Raw genomic sequence first — 16,212 nt, forward strand, 5'->3', positions numbered from 1 at the left:
TGGATCATTGCCCGTCTTGGAGGTTGGACCGGCTATGCTTCCGAGCGTCCGCCGGGTCCGATCACCATGCGAAGAGGTTGGCAGCGCTTCGAACAAATGGTTCAAGGATGGAGCCTCAGAAATGTGTGCACGCCTTAGCCCTTGTGGGGAGGGTGACACGCGTGAGCGAAGCGAGTTGCGTGTCGGGTGGGGGCACACGCAAATGTTTCCGGTCAATACCCCACCCCGACGCTCGTTTCACTCGCGTCGACCCTCCCCGCAAGGGGGAGGGATAAGACAGAGATCTACCCCACTGCCTGAAGGCACCAGGCCAGAATGCCCTTCTGCACATGCAGGCGATTTTCGGCCTCGTCGAACACCACCGATTGCGGGCCATCGATCACCTCATCGGTGACCTCGTCGCCGCGATGGACCGGCAGGCAATGCATGAATATGGCATCGGGCCTGGCCAGCGACATCAGCCGCGCGTTGACCTGGTAGGGCCGCAGCAGGTTGTGGCGATGCTCGCCGTCCTTGTCGCCCATCGAGAACCAGGTATCGGTGACCACGCAGTCGGCGCCGCGCACGGCCACTTCCGGATCGCTGCCGAGCATGATCGGCGCCTGCGTCGCCTTGATCCAGTCACGCATCGGCTTGCCGGGGGCGAGCTCCGGCGGGGTCGCCACATTGAGCTTGAACTTGAAGCGTTCCGCCGCATGGGCCCAGGACGCCAGCACGTTGTTGTCGTCGCCGCTCCAGGCCACGGTGCGGCCCTGGATTGACCCGCGATGCTCCTCGAACGTCATGACGTCAGCCATCACCTGGCAGGGATGGGAGCGGCGCGTCAGCCCATTGATGACAGGCACAGTGGCGTGCGCGGCGAGTTCCAGAAGCGCCTCATGGTTGAGAATGCGGATCATGATGGCATCGACATAGCGCGATAACACGCGCGCGGTATCGGAGATGGTCTCGCCGCGGCCGAGCTGCATTTCCGCGCCCGTCAGCATGATCGGCTCGCCGCCAAGCTGACGCATGCCGACGTCGAACGACACGCGCGTCCGGGTCGAGGGCTTTTCGAAAATCATCGCCAGCGTCTTGCCGGCGAGCGGCTTGTCGGCCGCAGGGCCGCCGCTCTTCTGCGCCTTCAGCCTGGCCTTCATGGCAACGCTGGCGGCCAATACCTCGCGCAGCTCCGCAAGCGGCAACAGGTTGAGATCGAGAAAATGACGGAGCGCCTTGCTCATTGCGCGGCCGCCTTCTGGTTCGCCGACAGCGCGGCACAGGCGCGCTCCAGGCTCTGCACCGACTGATCGATCTCGGCTTCCGAGACGATCAGGGGCGCGAGAAAGCGCACGACATTGTCGCCGGCACCAACAGTGAGCAGCTTTTGGTCGCGCAGCGCCGCGACAAGATCAGCGGACGGCACCACCGCCTTGACTCCGATCAGAAGCCCCTCGCCGCGCACTTCGGACAGGATGGCCGGATAGCGGTCGACCACCGACGCAAGCTTCTGCTTGAGCAGCAGCGACATCTTCTGCACATGATCGAAGAAGCCGGGCGCAAGCATGACGTCGAGCACGGCGTTCGCGGCGGCAACCGCCAGCGGATTGCCGCCGAAGGTCGAGCCGTGCGAGCCCGGCCCCATGCCGGCCGCGGCTTGCGCGGTCGCAAGCACCGCGCCGATCGGGAAACCGCCGCCGAGCGCCTTGGCGAGCGACATGACATCGGGCGTGACGCCGAGGCGCTTATAGGCAAAGAGATCGCCGGTGCGGCCCATGCCGGTCTGCACCTCGTCAAAGGCGAGCAGCAGCCCGTGCTCGTCGCACAGCGCGCGCAGCGCTTTCGCAAACGCATGCGGCGTGGCGCGCACGCCACCCTCGCCCTGCACCGGCTCGATCAGGATGCCGGCGGTATGCGGACCGATCGCCTTCTTCACGGCTTCGAGATCGCCATGCGGCACCTGATCGAAGCCGTCCATCGGCGGCCCATAGCCTTCGAGATATTTGGCAGTACCTGTCGCCGCGAGCGTCGCCAGTGTGCGGCCATGGAAGGCGCCTTCGAAGGTGACGATGCGGTAGCGCTCGGGATGACCCTTGGAGAAGTGGTAGTGACGCACGAGCTTGATCACGCCTTCCAGCGCTTCAGCGCCGGAATTGCAGAAGAAGACGAAGTCGGCGAAGCTCTGCTCGCACAGCCGCGCGGCGAGACGCTCGCCATCGGGACTCCTGAACAGGTTCGACATGTGCCAGAGTTTTGTGGCCTGCTCCTGCAACGCCTTGACCAAATCGGGATGCGCGTGTCCGAGCGCGTTCACCGCGACGCCAGACGTGAAATCCAGATAGCGTTCACCGTTGGTGGCAAACAGCCAGCAGCCTTCGCCGTGCGTAAAGCCAAGATCGACCCTGGCAAATACGGGAAGCAGATGCGACGTCGCGCTCGTGGTCATGGCAACACTTTAGCGTTAGAGGCGGTCGTTCTTTGCGCGCATTGGCGCGGTCGCAAGTCACGGCCAGAGGTGGACGACCAGAGGTCGAAACGGAACGTGCCGCCTTTGCGGGGCGGCACGTGGCAGGCATTCTAGGCGTGTGGCGAACCGTGTCAACGGATTGCCCGCAAATCTCCGGTCGCCCCAGAGCAACACAAGCGTTAAAAAAGCGCGGCACAAACGTTAAAAATAGCGGAACATGTGGAAGCACGCGCGCCGACTCTTGCGCGGGAGTCACGCCATATTGTAGCTTCTGGGGCGTCGGATACGACATCTCGTGCGGCGGTTCTTGCTCCTCTAAGTCGTCAGTGTTTTGCGTAGACGTTCGTGCGTTTTATTGCGCCCGACGAAGGCTAAGGGATTCTGCCGGAAGGGATTTTTGAGACATTGGCATCGCAGCGCTGCCCAGAAACAGGCCGGCGCGACGCGAAGGAAAGAGTGCGATGACGGTATTGACCTGGTCTGACGTTCGCGTGGAGCAATTGAAAAAGCTCTGGGAAGCAGGCCTTTCGGCGAGCCAGATCGCCGCCGAACTCGGCAACGTGACGCGCAATGCGGTGATCGGCAAAGTGCACCGGCTGGGCCTTTCGGGCCGCGCCAAGAGTCCGTCTTCCGCAGCGCCCCGTCCGCGCAAGGCCCGTCCCGCCCAGCACATGATGCGGGTATCGCGCCCGGCGACGCGCGGCAACACGGCACTCGCCCATGCCTTCGAGGTCGAGCTGGAGCCCGATCCGATTGCCTACGACAACGTGGTGCCGATGAGCCAGCGGCTGTCGCTTCTGGAATTAAACGAGGCCACCTGCCATTGGCCGGTCGGCGATCCCGCGAGCGCGGAATTCTTCTTCTGCGGCGGCAAGGCGCTGACGGGCCTGCCCTACTGCGCGCATCACTCGCGCATTGCCTATCAGCCGACCGGCGACCGCCGTCGTCAGCAGCCGAAGACGACAAGGTAACTATCGTGTCCCGGACGCGGTGCAGCGTTCTCCCGCGATGCCAACGGGTCGCGCGAATGCGCGCCCGATGACAGGCTCCGCATCGTCCGGCACGCTGCTCCGCAGAGCCGGAACCAACTTCTTCATCATTTCATTCGTTGGATTTGATGGAACCCGGATCAGCAGCGCACCGCTTACGCGGCTCGCGCAGCGTCCGGGGAACGCGAGCTGATCGCTACTCCACCTTCGCAAAGCGATCGTCGAGCGCATAGCCGGCGCCGCGCACGGTGCGGATCGGATCCTGCTCGCGGCCGGGATTGAGCAATTTGCGCAAGCGACCGATATGCACGTCGACCGTACGCTCGTCGATATAGATGTCGCGGCCCCAGACGCTGTCGAGCAACTGCTCGCGCGAGAACACACGGCCCGGATGCTCCAGGAAGAATTCGAGCAGGCGATACTCGGTCGGCCCGAGATCGACCGGGCGGCCGGAACGGGCGACGCGGCGCTTCTCGCGGTCGAGCTCGATATCGCCATAGGTGAGCACAGTGGCCAGTCGCTCGGGGCTCGCGCGGCGCAGCAGGCCGCGGACCCGCGCCAGCAATTCCGGAACGGAGAACGGCTTGACGATGTAATCGTCCGCACCGGTCGCAAGCCCCCTGACCCGCTCGCTCTCCTCGCCGCGCGCGGTCAGCATGATGATCGGAAGCTGCCTGGTCTCGGGCCGGGCGCGCAGGCGGCGGCACAATTCGATGCCGGATAGCCCCGGCAGCATCCAGTCCAGCACGATCAGATCGGGAACACGCTCCTTCAGGCGCGTATCGGCGTCGTCGCCGCGCCCGACCGTCTCGACATCATACCCCTCGGCGTCGAGGTTGTAGCGCAACAGCGTCGTCAGCGCTTCCTCGTCTTCAACCACCAGAATGCGTGCGCTCATGTGCGTAGCCTTCTTTCGTCCTTAGTTCGTGTGCTGCGCTTGCCCCGGAAACGCCGATCAGCTACCGGGCACGGTTGTCGCAAAGGTCGTCATGTCGCCTTTCGGCCGCTTGTCGAGAATCTGCTGGCCTTCGATCATGTAGAACACGGTCTCGGCGATGTTGGTCGCGTGGTCGCCGATCCGCTCGATGTTCTTGGCGCAGAACATCAGGTGAATGCAAAAGCTGATGTTGCGCGGATCTTCCATCATGTAGGTGAGAAGTTCGCGGAACAGCGAGGTGCAGATGGCGTCGACTTCCTCGTCGCCCTTCCACACGTTCATCGCCGCCGGCAGGTCATGCGCCGCATAGGCGTCGAGCACGGACTTGACCTGCGACTGCACGAGATCGGTCATGTGCTCGAGCCCGCGGATCAACTTCAGCGGCTGAAAATCGCTCTCCAGCGCCGAGACCCGTTTGCCCATGTTCTTGGCGAGGTCGCCGATCCGTTCGAGGTCGGTCGCCACGCGCATGGCGCCGATGATCTCGCGCAGGTCGATCGCCATCGGCTGGCGGCGCGCAATGGTCAGCACCGCGCGCTCCTCGATCGCCCGCTGCAGGCTGTCGATTTCGGCATCGGTCTCGACCACGCGCCGTCCGAGCGCGACGTCGCGGCGGATCAGCGCGGCGACCGCATCGACAATCATGCGCTCGGCAAGACCGCCCATTTCGGCGACCAGCCGCGTCAATTCCTGAAGATCGCTGTCGAACGCCTTGGCGGTATGTTCTGCGGCCATCTCTATCTCCTCTAGCCGAAACGGCCGGTGATGTAGTCCTGGGTCCGCCGGTCGTTCGGCGCGGTGAATATCTTGTTGGTGTCGTCGAATTCGATCAGCTCACCCAGATACATGAAGGCCGTCTTGTCGGAGACGCGCGCGGCCTGCTGCATGTTATGGGTGACGATCGCGATCGTGTAGTTCTCGGCCAGTTCCTGGATCAGTTCCTCGATTTTGGCGGTCGAGATCGGATCGAGCGCCGAACACGGCTCGTCGAACAGGATCACCTCGGGTCGCACCGCGACGGTCCGTGCTATGCAGAGCCGCTGCTGCTGGCCGCCCGACAGGCTCAAGCCCGATGCATTGAGCTTGTCCTTGACCTCGTTCCAGAGCGCGCCGCTGCGCAGCGCCTTTTCGACGCGGCCGTCCATCTCCGAACGGGAAATCTTCTCGTACAGGCGAATGCCGAAGGCGATGTTCTCGTAGATCGTCATCGGGAACGGCGTCGGCTTCTGGAACACCATGCCGACGCGGGCCCGCAGCAGGTTGAGATCGAGCTTGGGGTCGAGAATGTTGGTCTGGTCGAGCATCAATTGGCCGGTGGCGCGCTGCCCCGGATAGAGGTCGTACATCCGGTTGAAGGTCCGCAGCAACGTCGACTTGCCGCAGCCCGACGGACCGATGAAGGCGGTGACGCGGTTGGTGCCGAGCGTGAGATTGATGTTCTTCAGCGCGTGATGGTCGTTGTAATAGAAATTCAAGCCATGCGCGGTCACCTTGGCCGGCGGTTCCATATAGCTGGCCGCATGAGTGGCCATCGGCAGCGGCGACCGCGACGGCGGAACACTGGCGGCTGCGGTTACATCGTTCATTTTGCGGTCCTCTCGGCGCCGAGAATGCGAGCGCCAATGTTGAGAGCGAGTACGGCGAAGGTGATGATGAGAGCGCCGGTCCAGGCAAGCTGTTTCCAGTAGACGTACGGGCTCTGCACGAAATTGTTGATGGTCACCGGCAGGTTCGCCATGGTCTTGGTCAGATTCAGACTGAAGAACTGGTCGGACAATGCCGTAAACAGCAGCGGCGCGGTCTCGCCGGCGACACGGGCGGTCGCGAGCAGCATGCCGGTAATCAGGCCCGAACGCGCCGCCCGATAGGCGATGCGCCTGATTACGAGCGAGCGCGGCAATCCGAGCGCGGACGCGGCCTCACGTAGCGGATTGGGCACCAGCGACAGCATGTCTTCGGTCGTGCGCAGCACAACCGGAATCACGATCACGGCAAGCGCCAGCGAACCCGCCAGCGCCGAGAAGCTGCGCATCGGCACCACGACGATGCCGTAGACGAACAAGCCGATGATGATCGAGGGCGCGCTCAGAAGGATGTCGTTGATAAAGCGGATCACCGACGTCAGGCGGTCGTTCCTGCCGTATTCGGCGAGATAGGTTCCGGCGAACAGGCCGAGTGGCGCGCCAACGCCGACCCCGATCGCGGTCATGATGATCGAGCCCGTGATCGCGTTCAAAAGTCCGCCTTCGTTCGCACCCGGCGGCGGCGTGTTCTGGGTGAAGACCTCGAGGTTGAGCCCTTTCACACCATTGAACAGCAGCGTGAGCAGGATCAGCGCCAGCCAGGTAACGCCGAATCCGGCTGCGCCGACACACAGCCAGCGAACGATGATGTCCTTGCGGCGGCGCCTTGCATAAGTCGGGTTCATGCTATTTGCCCGCCTTCTTTTCCAGCCGCATCAGCATCAGCCGCGCCGCCGCGAGCACGAAGAAGGTCAGCACGAACAGCAGCAGGCCGAGCAGCATCAATGCGGATTGATGCAAGCCGTCGCTTTCGGCAAACTCGGATGCGATCGCCGCCGAGATCGTCGTGCCCGGAGCAAAAATCGACGACGAGATCCGGAACGAGTTTCCGATGATGAAGGTCACAGCCATGGTCTCGCCGAGCGCGCGCCCAAGCGCCAGCATGATGCCGCCGATGACGCCGACACGGGTATAGGGGATCACCACGTTGCGAACCACTTCCCACGTCGTGCAGCCGACGCCGTAGGCGGCCTCCTTCAGCACCGGCGGCACCGTCTTGAAAACGTCGACGGATATCGCGGTAATGAAGGGAAGCACCATGATCGAGAGAATGAGGGATGCGTTGAATACGCTGAGATAAGATGGCGGCCCGGCGAAGATCGAGCCAAGCACCGGGACGCCATCGAACAGGCTGATCATGAACGGCTGGAACGTGTAGGCCAGAAACGGCCCGAGCACGAAAAATCCCCACATGCCGTAGATGATGGAGGGGATGCCGGCGAGCAGTTCGATGGCAATGCCGATCGGCCGCCGCAGCCATTGCGGGCAAAGCTCGGTCAGGAAGATCGCGATGCCGAGGCCGACGGGAATTGCGACCAGCATCGCGATGAAAGAGGTGACGAGGGTGCCGTACATCGGGCCCAACGCGCCGAGCACCGGCGGATCGGCCGACGGCGCCCAGCGCTGCGTCCACAGGAACGCAAAGCCGTATTGCTTCATCGCCGGCCACGCGCCGATGATCAGCGAAAGAATGATGCCGCCAAGGATGAGCAGGACCGAGATCGCGCAAGCTCGCGTGATCCAGTAGAAGGCGATGTCACCGGCCTTGAACGCGCTCAAGGCCTTGGCACGATCGTAAGGCCCCGCGACTTCCACAGCATCGCCCTGAACGGCCATCTCTGCCACTTCCAATGCCTACTTTCTTTCCGGTTCAAGGTTTCGCTTGTCGCCGGCCTCGGAGGCCATCTTGCCGATGGCGGTCTTTATCTCCTCCGCCCGGATGCACTGCACCCGGGCGGAAAGCGAACTTACGCAAAGCGCGCATCAACTCTTGATGTCAGCCGACCAGGTCTTCTCGATCAGCTTGACAACCGAGTCCGGCATCGGAATGTAGTCGAGTTCCTCGGCCATCTTGTCGCCCTTGGCAAACGCCCATTTGAAGAACTTGATGGCTTCCGCGGAGGCTGTCTTGTCGACCGGCTCCCTCTGCATGAGGATAAAGGTCGAAGCCGTGATCGGCCACGACTGTTCACCCGGCTGGTCGGTGAGGATCACGTAGTAACCGGGAGCCTTCGCCCAATCGGCGTTGGAAGCCGCTGCCTGGAACGCGGGCACCGTCGGCTCGACTGTCTTGCCGGCCTTGTTGACCATCGCCGTGAAGGTCAGCTTGTTCTGCTTGGCGTAGGCATATTCGACATAGCCAATCGAATTCCTGGTCTGGCTGACGTTGCCGGAGACGCCTTCGTTGCCCTTGGCGCCGACGCCGGTCGGCCATTCCACGGCGGTGCCGGAGCCGACCTTGCTCTTCCACTCCGCGCTGACCTTGGAAAGGTAGTCGGTGAAGTTGAAGGTCGTGCCGGAGCCATCGGAGCGGCGAACCACGGTGATCGCCTCGCTCGGCAGATTCACCTTGGGATTAAGCTTCTTGATCGCCGGATCATCCCACTTGGTGATCTTGCCGAGATAGATGTTGGCGAGCGTCTCGCCGTCGAACACCACCTCACCCGGCTTGACGCCTTCCACGTTGAGGACGGGGACGATTGCGCCCATCACCATCGGCCATTGCACCAGGCCGCTCTTGTCGAGCCGCTCGACCTTGAGCGGCATATCGGTGGCGCCGAAGGTAACGGTCTTGGCCTCAATCTGCTTGATGCCACCGCCGGAACCGATCGACTGATAGTTCAGGCCGTTGCCGGTCTCTTTCTTGTAGGCGTCAGCCCATTTCGAATAAATCGGAAACGGGAACGTCGCACCCGCTCCAGTGATGTCGGCGGCAAAGGCCGACGTCGATGCGGCGACCAGGCCGGCAGCGACGATCGTCTTCATGAAATTCATTGCTGGTCTCCATCTCGTGAGCGAATGCGCTCACGTTGGGCTCGTTTAGGAGCCCTCAATGCTGCTTTTACGAAGGTTTGATGACGGTTGGATGACAGGCCAAACTATTGAAATCGCTCGGCCTTAAATCGACGCCGGCGGCTTGGCCTGGGGGAAGCAGGCGGTAAAAATGGCGCCGCCCTTGAGCACGCTTTCGATCAGCAGCCGGCCGCGATGGCGGCTAACAATATGTTTCACCAGCGAGAGTCCGAGCCCGGTTCCACCCTGCGCGCGGCTGTCGCCGACATCGACCCGGTAGAAGCGCTCGGTCAGCCGCGGAAGGTGTTCGGGGGCGATACCCGGACCGAAATCGCGCACCTGAACCCGCGCCTCCGGCTGGCCTTCGCCCGACGTCGCTGCGGTCAACGAGACGATTACCTTGCCGCCAGAGGCGCCATATTTCAGCGCGTTCTCGACCAGGTTCTCGAACACCCTGAGCAGCTCCTCGCGGTCGCCGGCAATCCAGGCCGGTGTCTCCGGCAGATCGACCTCGACCTCGACCTGGCGTTCGCGCGCCAACGGCTCGAGCCCGTCGATGACCTGGCGGATGACCGGGACGATATCGACCAGCGTATCCGGGCGGACATGGGCTGACAGTTCGACCCGCGACAGCGACAACAGGTCGTCGATCAACCTGGCCATGCGGGTCGCCTGGTGATGCATGATGCCGAGAAAGCGCTCGCGCGCCTTGGCATCCTCGCGCGCCGGTCCCTGCAAGGTGTCGATGAAACCGGACAGGGCAGCGAGCGGCGTGCGCAATTCATGGCTGGCATTGGCGACGAAATCGGCACGCATTTCCTCGACCCGGCGCAGCGGCGTCTGGTCGTGAAAAGTCATCAGCATGCACTTGTCGGTGCCGCCGAAGGTGGTCGGCACCGGCACCGGAATGATCTCGAGCTCCATCCAGCGATCGACCGGGACGTGGTCGAGATAGGTGGCGCGACGGGGCTCGGTGGTGGCAATGGCTTCGCGCAGTGCCGTGATGATTTCGGGCGAGCGCAGGGCAAACTGGGCCAGTTCGTTCTTGCGCAAGGCCGGCGCGAGCTGGGCGGCGGCCGCATTGAGGTGAATGACGCGGCCGGCTCGGTCGAGCAGTACGGCCGGGTCCGGCATGCCGGCGACAACGGCCGCGACCGCAGGCGATTCCACCGGATTGACGCCGCGGACTTCCTCACGCGAAGCGGCCGTGTCGTGCAGGCGCCACGGCACCAGCGCAGCGGCTGCGATGCTGGTGAAAATCGCAGCCGCACGCGCCACGGACAAATCGCCGAGCACGACGACAACGGCCAGCGATAACGCGGCAGCAAGCAGGATGATCGCCGCGTGCCTCAGCCGGTCGGGCCACGGCGAGAAAAAGAAGGAGGGAGTATCGTCTAGTGCCATCGGGCTAAAGCAATCCCATCCCTGGTGCGGCGAATTTTGAAGTTCCTATCAGTTTCTTGCGAACTTCGGAATCGGAACTCGGGTTAGCCATCAGCTGCCGGGTTCGCCACGCTCCCGGACATAGACGGCTTCGCGCGGCGGCTCGACGGAAAGCTGTGAAGCCGCCTGCTGCAGCCGTTTCGACCGGGCGCCGATGATAACCTCTCGAAACGTCAGTATGATTACAGATATGACGAATGGCACAATATAATAGAGCAGCCGGAACAGCAGCATTCCGGCGAGTAGATCCTCCTTGTCCATCTGCCACAGGCCAACCAGCATGGCGGCGTCGAAGACGCCGAGCCCGCCGGGGGAGTGACTGGCGAAGCCGAGCAGCGTCGCCGAGACAAAGATGACCGCGACCACGACGAACCCGAGATTGGGCTCGTCGGGCACCAGCGTGTACATGGCGAGCGCACAGAAACCGAGATCGACGATCCCGATGACGATCTGCAACAGCGTCAGCGCGCCGCTCGGCAATACCACCGTCCAGGGTCCGCGGCCGACATTGCGCGGCTGCATCCAGACCCAGAACACATAGGCCGCGAGGCCGATGATGACGCCGATCGCAATCGCCCGGTTGAGCCAGGGCGGTAATTGATCGACCCAGGAGGCGGCCTCGGGGTGCCAGGCGATGCCGATCCCGAGCACAGCCGCATTGCCGAGCCAGAACGTCAGGCCCGCGATAAAGCAGATCTTGGCGACCTCGATCGCATTCAGCCCCGAGGCCGAATAGATGCGGTAGCGCACCGCGCCGCCGGTGAAGACGCTGGCCCCGACATTGTGCCCGATCGAATAGCTGGTGAAGGCCGCGAGCGCGTTGACGCGATAGGGAATGTCGCTCCGGCCGATCGCACGCACCGCAAACAGGTCGTAGAACGTCAGCGTGAAATAGCCGGCTGCAACGAACAACGCGGCAAGCCCGATCGACCGCGGCTCGGTGCTCTTGATCGCCTCGATGACCTCGAACGTGTCGATGTCGCGGAGCACGTGAAAGAGCACATAGCACGCGAGGCCGATCACGGTGACGCTGAGCGCGACGCCCATTTTATGCAGGATCTGTCGGTGGCGCAGAAACGAAATCGCCCTGCGTATCGGTTCCAGCATCTAGCGCCCACTTTCCGAAGTTCGCGGCGCCTCAGCGCCCACAAATAGGCGGCACCAGCCCTCGAAAAGGCCGTTGTGCCGGCCATACCGCCAGCCGCGCCTTGCCCGGCGACCATGTTCTAACATTCGCATCAGCTTTCGCGCACGCCCCTGGAGCGAATGTGAAGCCCGCTCCAGTCAGCCTCCGGGGCCTTCTGGTAGCCTGTTTTGAGCCGAAGTGGAATTCGCCTAATACTAATAGTCTAGCTCCTTCAACACATTGGATGGCGATGAGACGCGGCGATCATGGCGCGGTTCGATCTCAGCTTGCGTCCGCCGGGCCCGGCAGCACCCAGTTGCGCAAAAGCGATCCGATCAGGCAGCCGATCAGGTAGAGCCCAAGCATCGAAAGGCCAAGGTCCAGCCAGTAGCCCGGCCGCCCTGGAACCGCGCGCGCCAGCGCTGCCGCGAGAAGGGCCGCCACCAGCACCGCTAGCCAGCGCGCGAGCGGTTTCGACACGCCATGGCCGCGGTGAACCACCGCGATCCAGCCCATTGCAAAACCAAGCAGGAGCGCCGCGAGCAGCCAGCCCCAGTCGAATGTCACCAGGAAAATCACGGCTGCTGCTCCTTGACGATGAATTCGATGCGGCGATTGCGCGCCTTGCCCTCGTCATTGTCGTTGGCGGCGACCGGCTGGTTGCTGCCATAGCCGACCGCGGTGAAGCGACTCGCCGGCAGACCCGCCTTCACGAGATAGTCGACCACGGCCTGCGCCCGCTTTTCTGGCAGCGCCTGCTTCGTGGCATTGTCACCGTCGGCGTCGGCACGGCCGGCCACGTCGATATGGGCGGTCGGGCAGCGCAGCGCCGTCTCGACCAGATGATCGAGCAGGTCCGCCGAATCCGGATCAAGGCTGGAGCGCTTCGGCTCGAAGCGGATCGTGCCCTTGCCGAGCAGTTCCGAGAACAGCTGCTGGCACACCGTCGCATCCACGGGCGCCGCCGCCGGCTTGACCGTAACATCCGCCTTGAGTTGGAAGCTCTGCGGCAGTTCCCTGGTCAGGTTGGCGCGAAGCTGCCCAATGGCGCCGTCATAGAGCGCATCACCCGAGAGCTTGACCTCGCGATCGGTGAACACGAGGGTCCCGGTCGACAGCCGCGACAACGCACCCAACGCCGGCACCGCCGCGTTGATGAAGCCATACGGCGCGCCAAGGCTGATCTTGAGGTTATCGACGACCTTTTCGGCAAAGAACTTGCGGCTCGCCGCCGCTACGATCGCGGCATGCGCGTTGCTGTCGGGCACATTGCCTGTCAGCGTGAGCGTCAACGCCACCGGATCCTTGTAGGCCTGGAAAATATAGGGCGGGGCCTTGATGTCGTTGGCGGCGACCGAAAAGCCTGCGGGAAGATTTTTCAGCGCTGCCGCAATCGTCTCGCGCCCGCCGAGCTCGCGCGCCATGCCCGAGAGACCGACCTTGGTGTCGGTGATCGTGACCTTGCCGTCTTTCAGCTTCGGGACCTGCGCGAGCAGCAGCAGCGCGGCCTCGTCGAAGCCGGCTGGCGCGCCGCGCGCCAGATTGGTCTGGTCGACGACTTCGACGCCTCCAAGATCGGCGTGAGCCGCTTGCAGCAACTTGGCCTTGGTCGCGGGCATGGGAGAACTGCCGGTCAGGGTGACCCGCACCACATCGCGCTCGGCCGACCAGACAAAGGGGCTGGCTGCCGGAACAAGGCGGGTTTCGTCGTTGACGAGACGCACGCCGGGCACGGCCTCGATCGCGGCAATGGCGCTATGCCGCCCCTCCTCGGAGAAGGCATCGGCTACGAGCGTCACGTCGCGGCCGCTCACGGCAATCTGGCTCTTGTCGAGCAGAACGCTCTTTAGCCCTGCGGTCGAACGGCCGGCGAGTTCAGTCTCCAGCGGCGCGGTGCTGGTCCAGGCCGCCAAAGCCCAGAGGGCGGCGAGCGGTATCGCGCCTGGCCACCATTTACTGCTCCACCTGACCAGTGCCCACTTTCCGAAGTTCGTGCTGTCTCTCATCGTCAACCTTTTACGAACTTCGGAAAGTCCTGGGCACTAGTGCGGTGAATTTGAAGTTCCTATCAGTTTCGCGGTAACCTCGTCATAGGAACTTCAAATTCTAAACCGCACTAGAATCACATAGTTGGCTAGTGCTCCTTTGATTCCGAAGTTCGTAAACGTGGAGCCGCAATATGGTACGAACTTCGGAATCGGAGCACTAGCAAACTCATGCTTCTGGTGCCGCTTTTCTATTTTGACGTCCCTGGATCGAATTCGCCGCTTGCGGCGCAGGAGCGTCAAACAGGCGGCACCGGTCCGCGCATCCGATATCCCACGAGGCGAAACGCCGCGTCTTGTCCGAAATTCGCAAAAATCCTGCAAACTGCCCCCTTTGGCGAATTTCGGTAAACAGGGGACCGGCAACACTCTGATCCGTTGTCGTTTTTTGGTTTGACGCGATTCCTTCCACAGTTCTGCGAATGGCTGCACCGGCACCGAAGCAGGCCGTGGAAAGGGAGAGAAAACAAACCCTTGCGAGGCTGTCAAACCCGAAATGACGGCGGCATGGTCGAGCGAATGGCGAGCGGTGGCTAACCATTTCTTCAACCGTCTGCCGATAGCCTGAAACGACCTTTCCAACCGGCAGTCCAGCCTGATGAAGCAGTTACGCAGCAACGTCATCCGCGCCGGCCTGGAAGCGATTTCGTTCACCGGCGCGCACCGCCTGTTTCGCCCGATCTTTGCCGGCGTCGGCAGCATCTTCATGCTGCATCATGTGCGCCCGCCGCGCGAAGCAGCGTTTCAGCCCAACAGCCATCTCGAAGTGACGCCGAAGTTCCTGCGCGCCACGCTGGCTCATCTGCGCGCGCACGGTGTCGATATCATCACCATGGATGAATTGCTTCGCCGGCTCGCCGGGCGCGACTTCTCCCGACGCTTCGCCTGTTTCACGTTCGACGACGGCTATCGCGACAACCGGGACTTCGCGCTTCCTGTCATGCGCGAATTTGACGCACCGTTTACGGTCTATGTCACCAGCGATTTTGCCGAAGGCACTGGAAACCTGTGGTGGGTCGCGCTGGAGCACCTGATCGCCAAGGCCTCTCACATCGAGGCCGTCATCGACGGCGCGGCCGTGCGCATCGATAGCTCGACCCTTTCGGCCAAACGCGCCGCGTTCGAGCGCTTGCACGATTGGCTGCGCGCGTTGCCGAGCCGCAACGACGTGGCGCGCGAGGTCGGCGCGCTGTGCACCCGGCACGGAATCGATCCGGCCGAGATCTGCCGCGATCTCTGCCTGTCCTGGGACGAACTGAAGCCGTTTGCGGCCGAGGTGCTCGTCTCCATCGGCGCGCATACGCTGACCCACTGCAATCTCGCCCACGAGCCGAGCGAAATCGCAAGCGAAGAGATCGCAACAAGCCGCTCGCGCATCGAGGACGCCCTGCAGCGTCCCGTCCGGCACTTCGCCTACCCGTATGGCGACAAGGCCGCGGCAGGTAAACGCGAGTTCGAACTCACCAAGGCGGCCGGATTCCAGAGTGCGGTGACGACGCGGCCAGGCATGATCTTCCCGGAAAATGCGGGATACCCGACGGCGCTGCCGCGGGTATCACTCAACGGCAATTTTCAGAACGAGTGGATTCTCCCCGTTCTCACTTCCGGCGCGGTCTGCGCCGTACGGAACGGCTTTCGGCGCATCGATGCGGTGTAGTGGCGTAGCGAATGGCGATTAGCGAATGGTTGGTGGCGATCGGCGAATAGGGTAGACCTCTATTCGCTATTCCCTATTCGCTACCCACTCTCTTCAAAAGATCAACGGAGGGACACGCATGTTTACCGACCTGTTCTCGCTTCGCGGCCGCATCGCGCTGGTGACCGGCGGATCGCGGGGCATCGGCAAGATGATCGCCGCGGGCTTTCTCAGCCAGGGCGCGGCGAAGGTCTACATCACCGCGCGTAAAGCGCAGGCGTGCGAAGCCACCGCCAGGGAGCTGAGCGCGGCCTATGACGGCGAGTGCATCGCGCTGCCGATCGATATCTCCACCAACACAGGCATCGAGACGCTGGCGAGCCAGATCGGCAAACGCGAGGGCAAGCTCGATATTCTCGTCAACAATGCCGGAGCCGCCTGGGGCGCCGATTTCGACGATTTCCCGGAAAGCGGCTGGGACAAGGTCATCAACCTCAATCTCAAGACGCCGTTCTTCCTGACCAAGGCGCTCGCGGCTTCCTTGCGTGCCGCCGCCAGCGCGGACCGGCCTGCGAAGGTGATCAATATCGCCTCGATCGACGGTATCTTCGTCAACCCGCTCGAGACCTATTCCTACGCCGCCAGCAAATCCGGGCTCATTCACCTGACGCGGCGTATGGCGGCGAAACTGATCGGCGACCATATCGTGGTCTCGGCAATCGCGCCGGGCCCGTTCAAATCCGACATGAACAAGGCCGCGCGCGACAACGCCGACGAAGTGGCGACGCGCGTGCCCGCCGGGCGCATCGGCAGCGACGAGGACATGGCCGGCGCTGCGATCTATCTCGCCTCGCGCGCCGGCGATTATGTCGTGGGCGCCACCATCGCCGTCGATGGCGGCATCGTCTACGCCAACCCCGGCATCAAGGGCGGCGGCTGGGATAGTTGAAAGAGACGAATAGTGAGTACCGAATAGCGAGTAGAAATCTATTCGC

The 16,212-nt window shown here is 63.0% G+C and carries 15 protein-coding genes; 3 read left to right on the plus strand and 12 right to left on the minus strand.

The window, feature by feature from the left end; genetic code table 11:
- Positions 1-284: 284 nt before the first annotated feature.
- On the minus strand, positions 285-1,223 hold the full coding sequence (gene argF, locus M6D32_RS16635) for an ornithine carbamoyltransferase (RefSeq protein WP_298258103.1): 939 nt from the start codon (positions 1,221-1,223) through the stop codon (positions 285-287).
- The gene (locus tag M6D32_RS16640; RefSeq protein ID WP_298258105.1) at positions 1,220-2,425 is read right to left on the minus strand and encodes an aspartate aminotransferase family protein; all 1,206 of its coding nucleotides are present in this window, start codon (positions 2,423-2,425) and stop codon (positions 1,220-1,222) included. Before M6D32_RS16640 ends, argF begins: the two co-directional genes overlap by 4 nt.
- A gap of 482 nt (positions 2,426-2,907) precedes the next feature.
- On the opposite strand from M6D32_RS16640, the gene M6D32_RS16645 reads away from it, so the two are divergent.
- Entirely contained in the window at positions 2,908-3,417 is a 510-nt protein-coding gene (locus M6D32_RS16645) for a GcrA family cell cycle regulator (protein ID WP_298258107.1), read from the plus strand.
- A gap of 214 nt (positions 3,418-3,631) precedes the next feature.
- On the opposite strand, the gene phoB is transcribed toward M6D32_RS16645, so the two are convergent.
- The 10 genes from phoB to M6D32_RS16695 form a co-directional block, all read right to left on the minus strand.
- Positions 3,632-4,333, minus strand: a complete 702-nt coding sequence (gene phoB / locus M6D32_RS16650) for a phosphate regulon transcriptional regulator PhoB (protein ID WP_213740010.1) — start codon at positions 4,331-4,333, stop codon at positions 3,632-3,634.
- Positions 4,334-4,390: 57 nt separating this feature from the next.
- The gene (gene phoU, locus M6D32_RS16655; RefSeq protein ID WP_298258110.1) at positions 4,391-5,107 is read right to left on the minus strand and encodes a phosphate signaling complex protein PhoU; all 717 of its coding nucleotides are present in this window, start codon (positions 5,105-5,107) and stop codon (positions 4,391-4,393) included.
- Between the two features lie 11 nt (positions 5,108-5,118).
- Complete coding sequence (gene pstB / locus M6D32_RS16660; protein WP_298258158.1) at positions 5,119-5,904, minus strand: phosphate ABC transporter ATP-binding protein PstB; 786 nt, start codon at positions 5,902-5,904, stop codon at positions 5,119-5,121.
- A 50-nt stretch (positions 5,905-5,954) separates the two neighbouring features.
- Positions 5,955-6,800, minus strand: a complete 846-nt coding sequence (pstA, locus tag M6D32_RS16665) for a phosphate ABC transporter permease PstA (protein ID WP_298258112.1) — start codon at positions 6,798-6,800, stop codon at positions 5,955-5,957.
- A 1-nt stretch (position 6,801) separates the two neighbouring features.
- A complete protein-coding gene (gene pstC / locus M6D32_RS16670) occupies positions 6,802-7,791 on the minus strand; it encodes a phosphate ABC transporter permease subunit PstC (RefSeq protein ID WP_298258160.1) in 990 nt (329 codons plus the stop codon).
- A 147-nt stretch (positions 7,792-7,938) separates the two neighbouring features.
- Complete coding sequence (gene pstS / locus M6D32_RS16675) at positions 7,939-8,949, minus strand: phosphate ABC transporter substrate-binding protein PstS (protein WP_298258114.1); 1,011 nt, start codon at positions 8,947-8,949, stop codon at positions 7,939-7,941.
- Positions 8,950-9,072: 123 nt separating this feature from the next.
- A complete protein-coding gene (locus M6D32_RS16680; RefSeq protein ID WP_298258115.1) occupies positions 9,073-10,371 on the minus strand; it encodes an ATP-binding protein in 1,299 nt (432 codons plus the stop codon).
- A 90-nt stretch (positions 10,372-10,461) separates the two neighbouring features.
- Positions 10,462-11,517 carry a lysylphosphatidylglycerol synthase domain-containing protein gene (locus M6D32_RS16685; RefSeq protein ID WP_298258117.1) on the minus strand — a complete coding sequence of 352 codons (1,056 nt, stop codon included), beginning with the start codon at positions 11,515-11,517 and terminating at the stop codon, positions 10,462-10,464.
- 301 nt (positions 11,518-11,818) lie between these two features.
- On the minus strand, positions 11,819-12,115 hold the full coding sequence (locus M6D32_RS16690; RefSeq protein WP_298258119.1) for a hypothetical protein: 297 nt from the start codon (positions 12,113-12,115) through the stop codon (positions 11,819-11,821).
- Entirely contained in the window at positions 12,112-13,542 is a 1,431-nt protein-coding gene (locus M6D32_RS16695) for an OmpA family protein (RefSeq protein WP_298258121.1), read from the minus strand. The genes M6D32_RS16690 and M6D32_RS16695 overlap by 4 nt, the downstream gene beginning before the upstream one ends.
- Before the next feature lie 637 nt (positions 13,543-14,179).
- Between M6D32_RS16695 and M6D32_RS16700 the strand changes: the two genes are divergently transcribed.
- Together M6D32_RS16700 and M6D32_RS16705 are read left to right on the plus strand one after the other, a co-directional pair.
- Positions 14,180-15,238, plus strand: a complete 1,059-nt coding sequence (locus tag M6D32_RS16700) for a polysaccharide deacetylase family protein (RefSeq protein ID WP_298258123.1) — start codon at positions 14,180-14,182, stop codon at positions 15,236-15,238.
- Between the two features lie 118 nt (positions 15,239-15,356).
- Positions 15,357-16,166 (plus strand): SDR family oxidoreductase, encoded by an 810-nt coding sequence (locus tag M6D32_RS16705; protein WP_298258125.1) that lies wholly within the window; start codon positions 15,357-15,359, stop codon positions 16,164-16,166.
- Positions 16,167-16,212: the final 46 nt, after the last annotated feature.

This window comes from Bradyrhizobium sp., from assembly GCF_027307225.1.
In the GTDB taxonomy this organism is placed as follows: domain Bacteria; phylum Pseudomonadota; class Alphaproteobacteria; order Rhizobiales; family Xanthobacteraceae; genus Bradyrhizobium.

What these genes read in the sequence shown, in the direction of transcription:
- argF (WP_298258103.1), bottom strand. Translation starts at nt 1,223, where the DNA reads ATGAGCAAGGCGCTCCGTCATTTTCTCGATCTCAACCTGTTGCCGCTT.
- M6D32_RS16640 (WP_298258105.1), bottom strand. Translation starts at nt 2,425, where the DNA reads ATGACCACGAGCGCGACGTCGCATCTGCTTCCCGTATTTGCCAGGGTC.
- M6D32_RS16645 (WP_298258107.1), top strand. Translation starts at nt 2,908, where the DNA reads ATGACGGTATTGACCTGGTCTGACGTTCGCGTGGAGCAATTGAAAAAG.
- phoB (WP_213740010.1), bottom strand. Translation starts at nt 4,333, where the DNA reads ATGAGCGCACGCATTCTGGTGGTTGAAGACGAGGAAGCGCTGACGACG.
- phoU (WP_298258110.1), bottom strand. Translation starts at nt 5,107, where the DNA reads ATGGCCGCAGAACATACCGCCAAGGCGTTCGACAGCGATCTTCAGGAA.
- pstB (WP_298258158.1), bottom strand. Translation starts at nt 5,904, where the DNA reads ATGGCCACTCATGCGGCCAGCTATATGGAACCGCCGGCCAAGGTGACC.
- pstA (WP_298258112.1), bottom strand. Translation starts at nt 6,800, where the DNA reads ATGAACCCGACTTATGCAAGGCGCCGCCGCAAGGACATCATCGTTCGC.
- pstC (WP_298258160.1), bottom strand. Translation starts at nt 7,791, where the DNA reads ATGGCCGTTCAGGGCGATGCTGTGGAAGTCGCGGGGCCTTACGATCGT.
- pstS (WP_298258114.1), bottom strand. Translation starts at nt 8,949, where the DNA reads ATGAATTTCATGAAGACGATCGTCGCTGCCGGCCTGGTCGCCGCATCG.
- M6D32_RS16680 (WP_298258115.1), bottom strand. Translation starts at nt 10,371, where the DNA reads ATGGCACTAGACGATACTCCCTCCTTCTTTTTCTCGCCGTGGCCCGAC.
- M6D32_RS16685 (WP_298258117.1), bottom strand. Translation starts at nt 11,517, where the DNA reads ATGCTGGAACCGATACGCAGGGCGATTTCGTTTCTGCGCCACCGACAG.
- M6D32_RS16695 (WP_298258121.1), bottom strand. Translation starts at nt 13,542, where the DNA reads ATGAGAGACAGCACGAACTTCGGAAAGTGGGCACTGGTCAGGTGGAGC.
- M6D32_RS16700 (WP_298258123.1), top strand. Translation starts at nt 14,180, where the DNA reads ATGAAGCAGTTACGCAGCAACGTCATCCGCGCCGGCCTGGAAGCGATT.
- M6D32_RS16705 (WP_298258125.1), top strand. Translation starts at nt 15,357, where the DNA reads ATGTTTACCGACCTGTTCTCGCTTCGCGGCCGCATCGCGCTGGTGACC.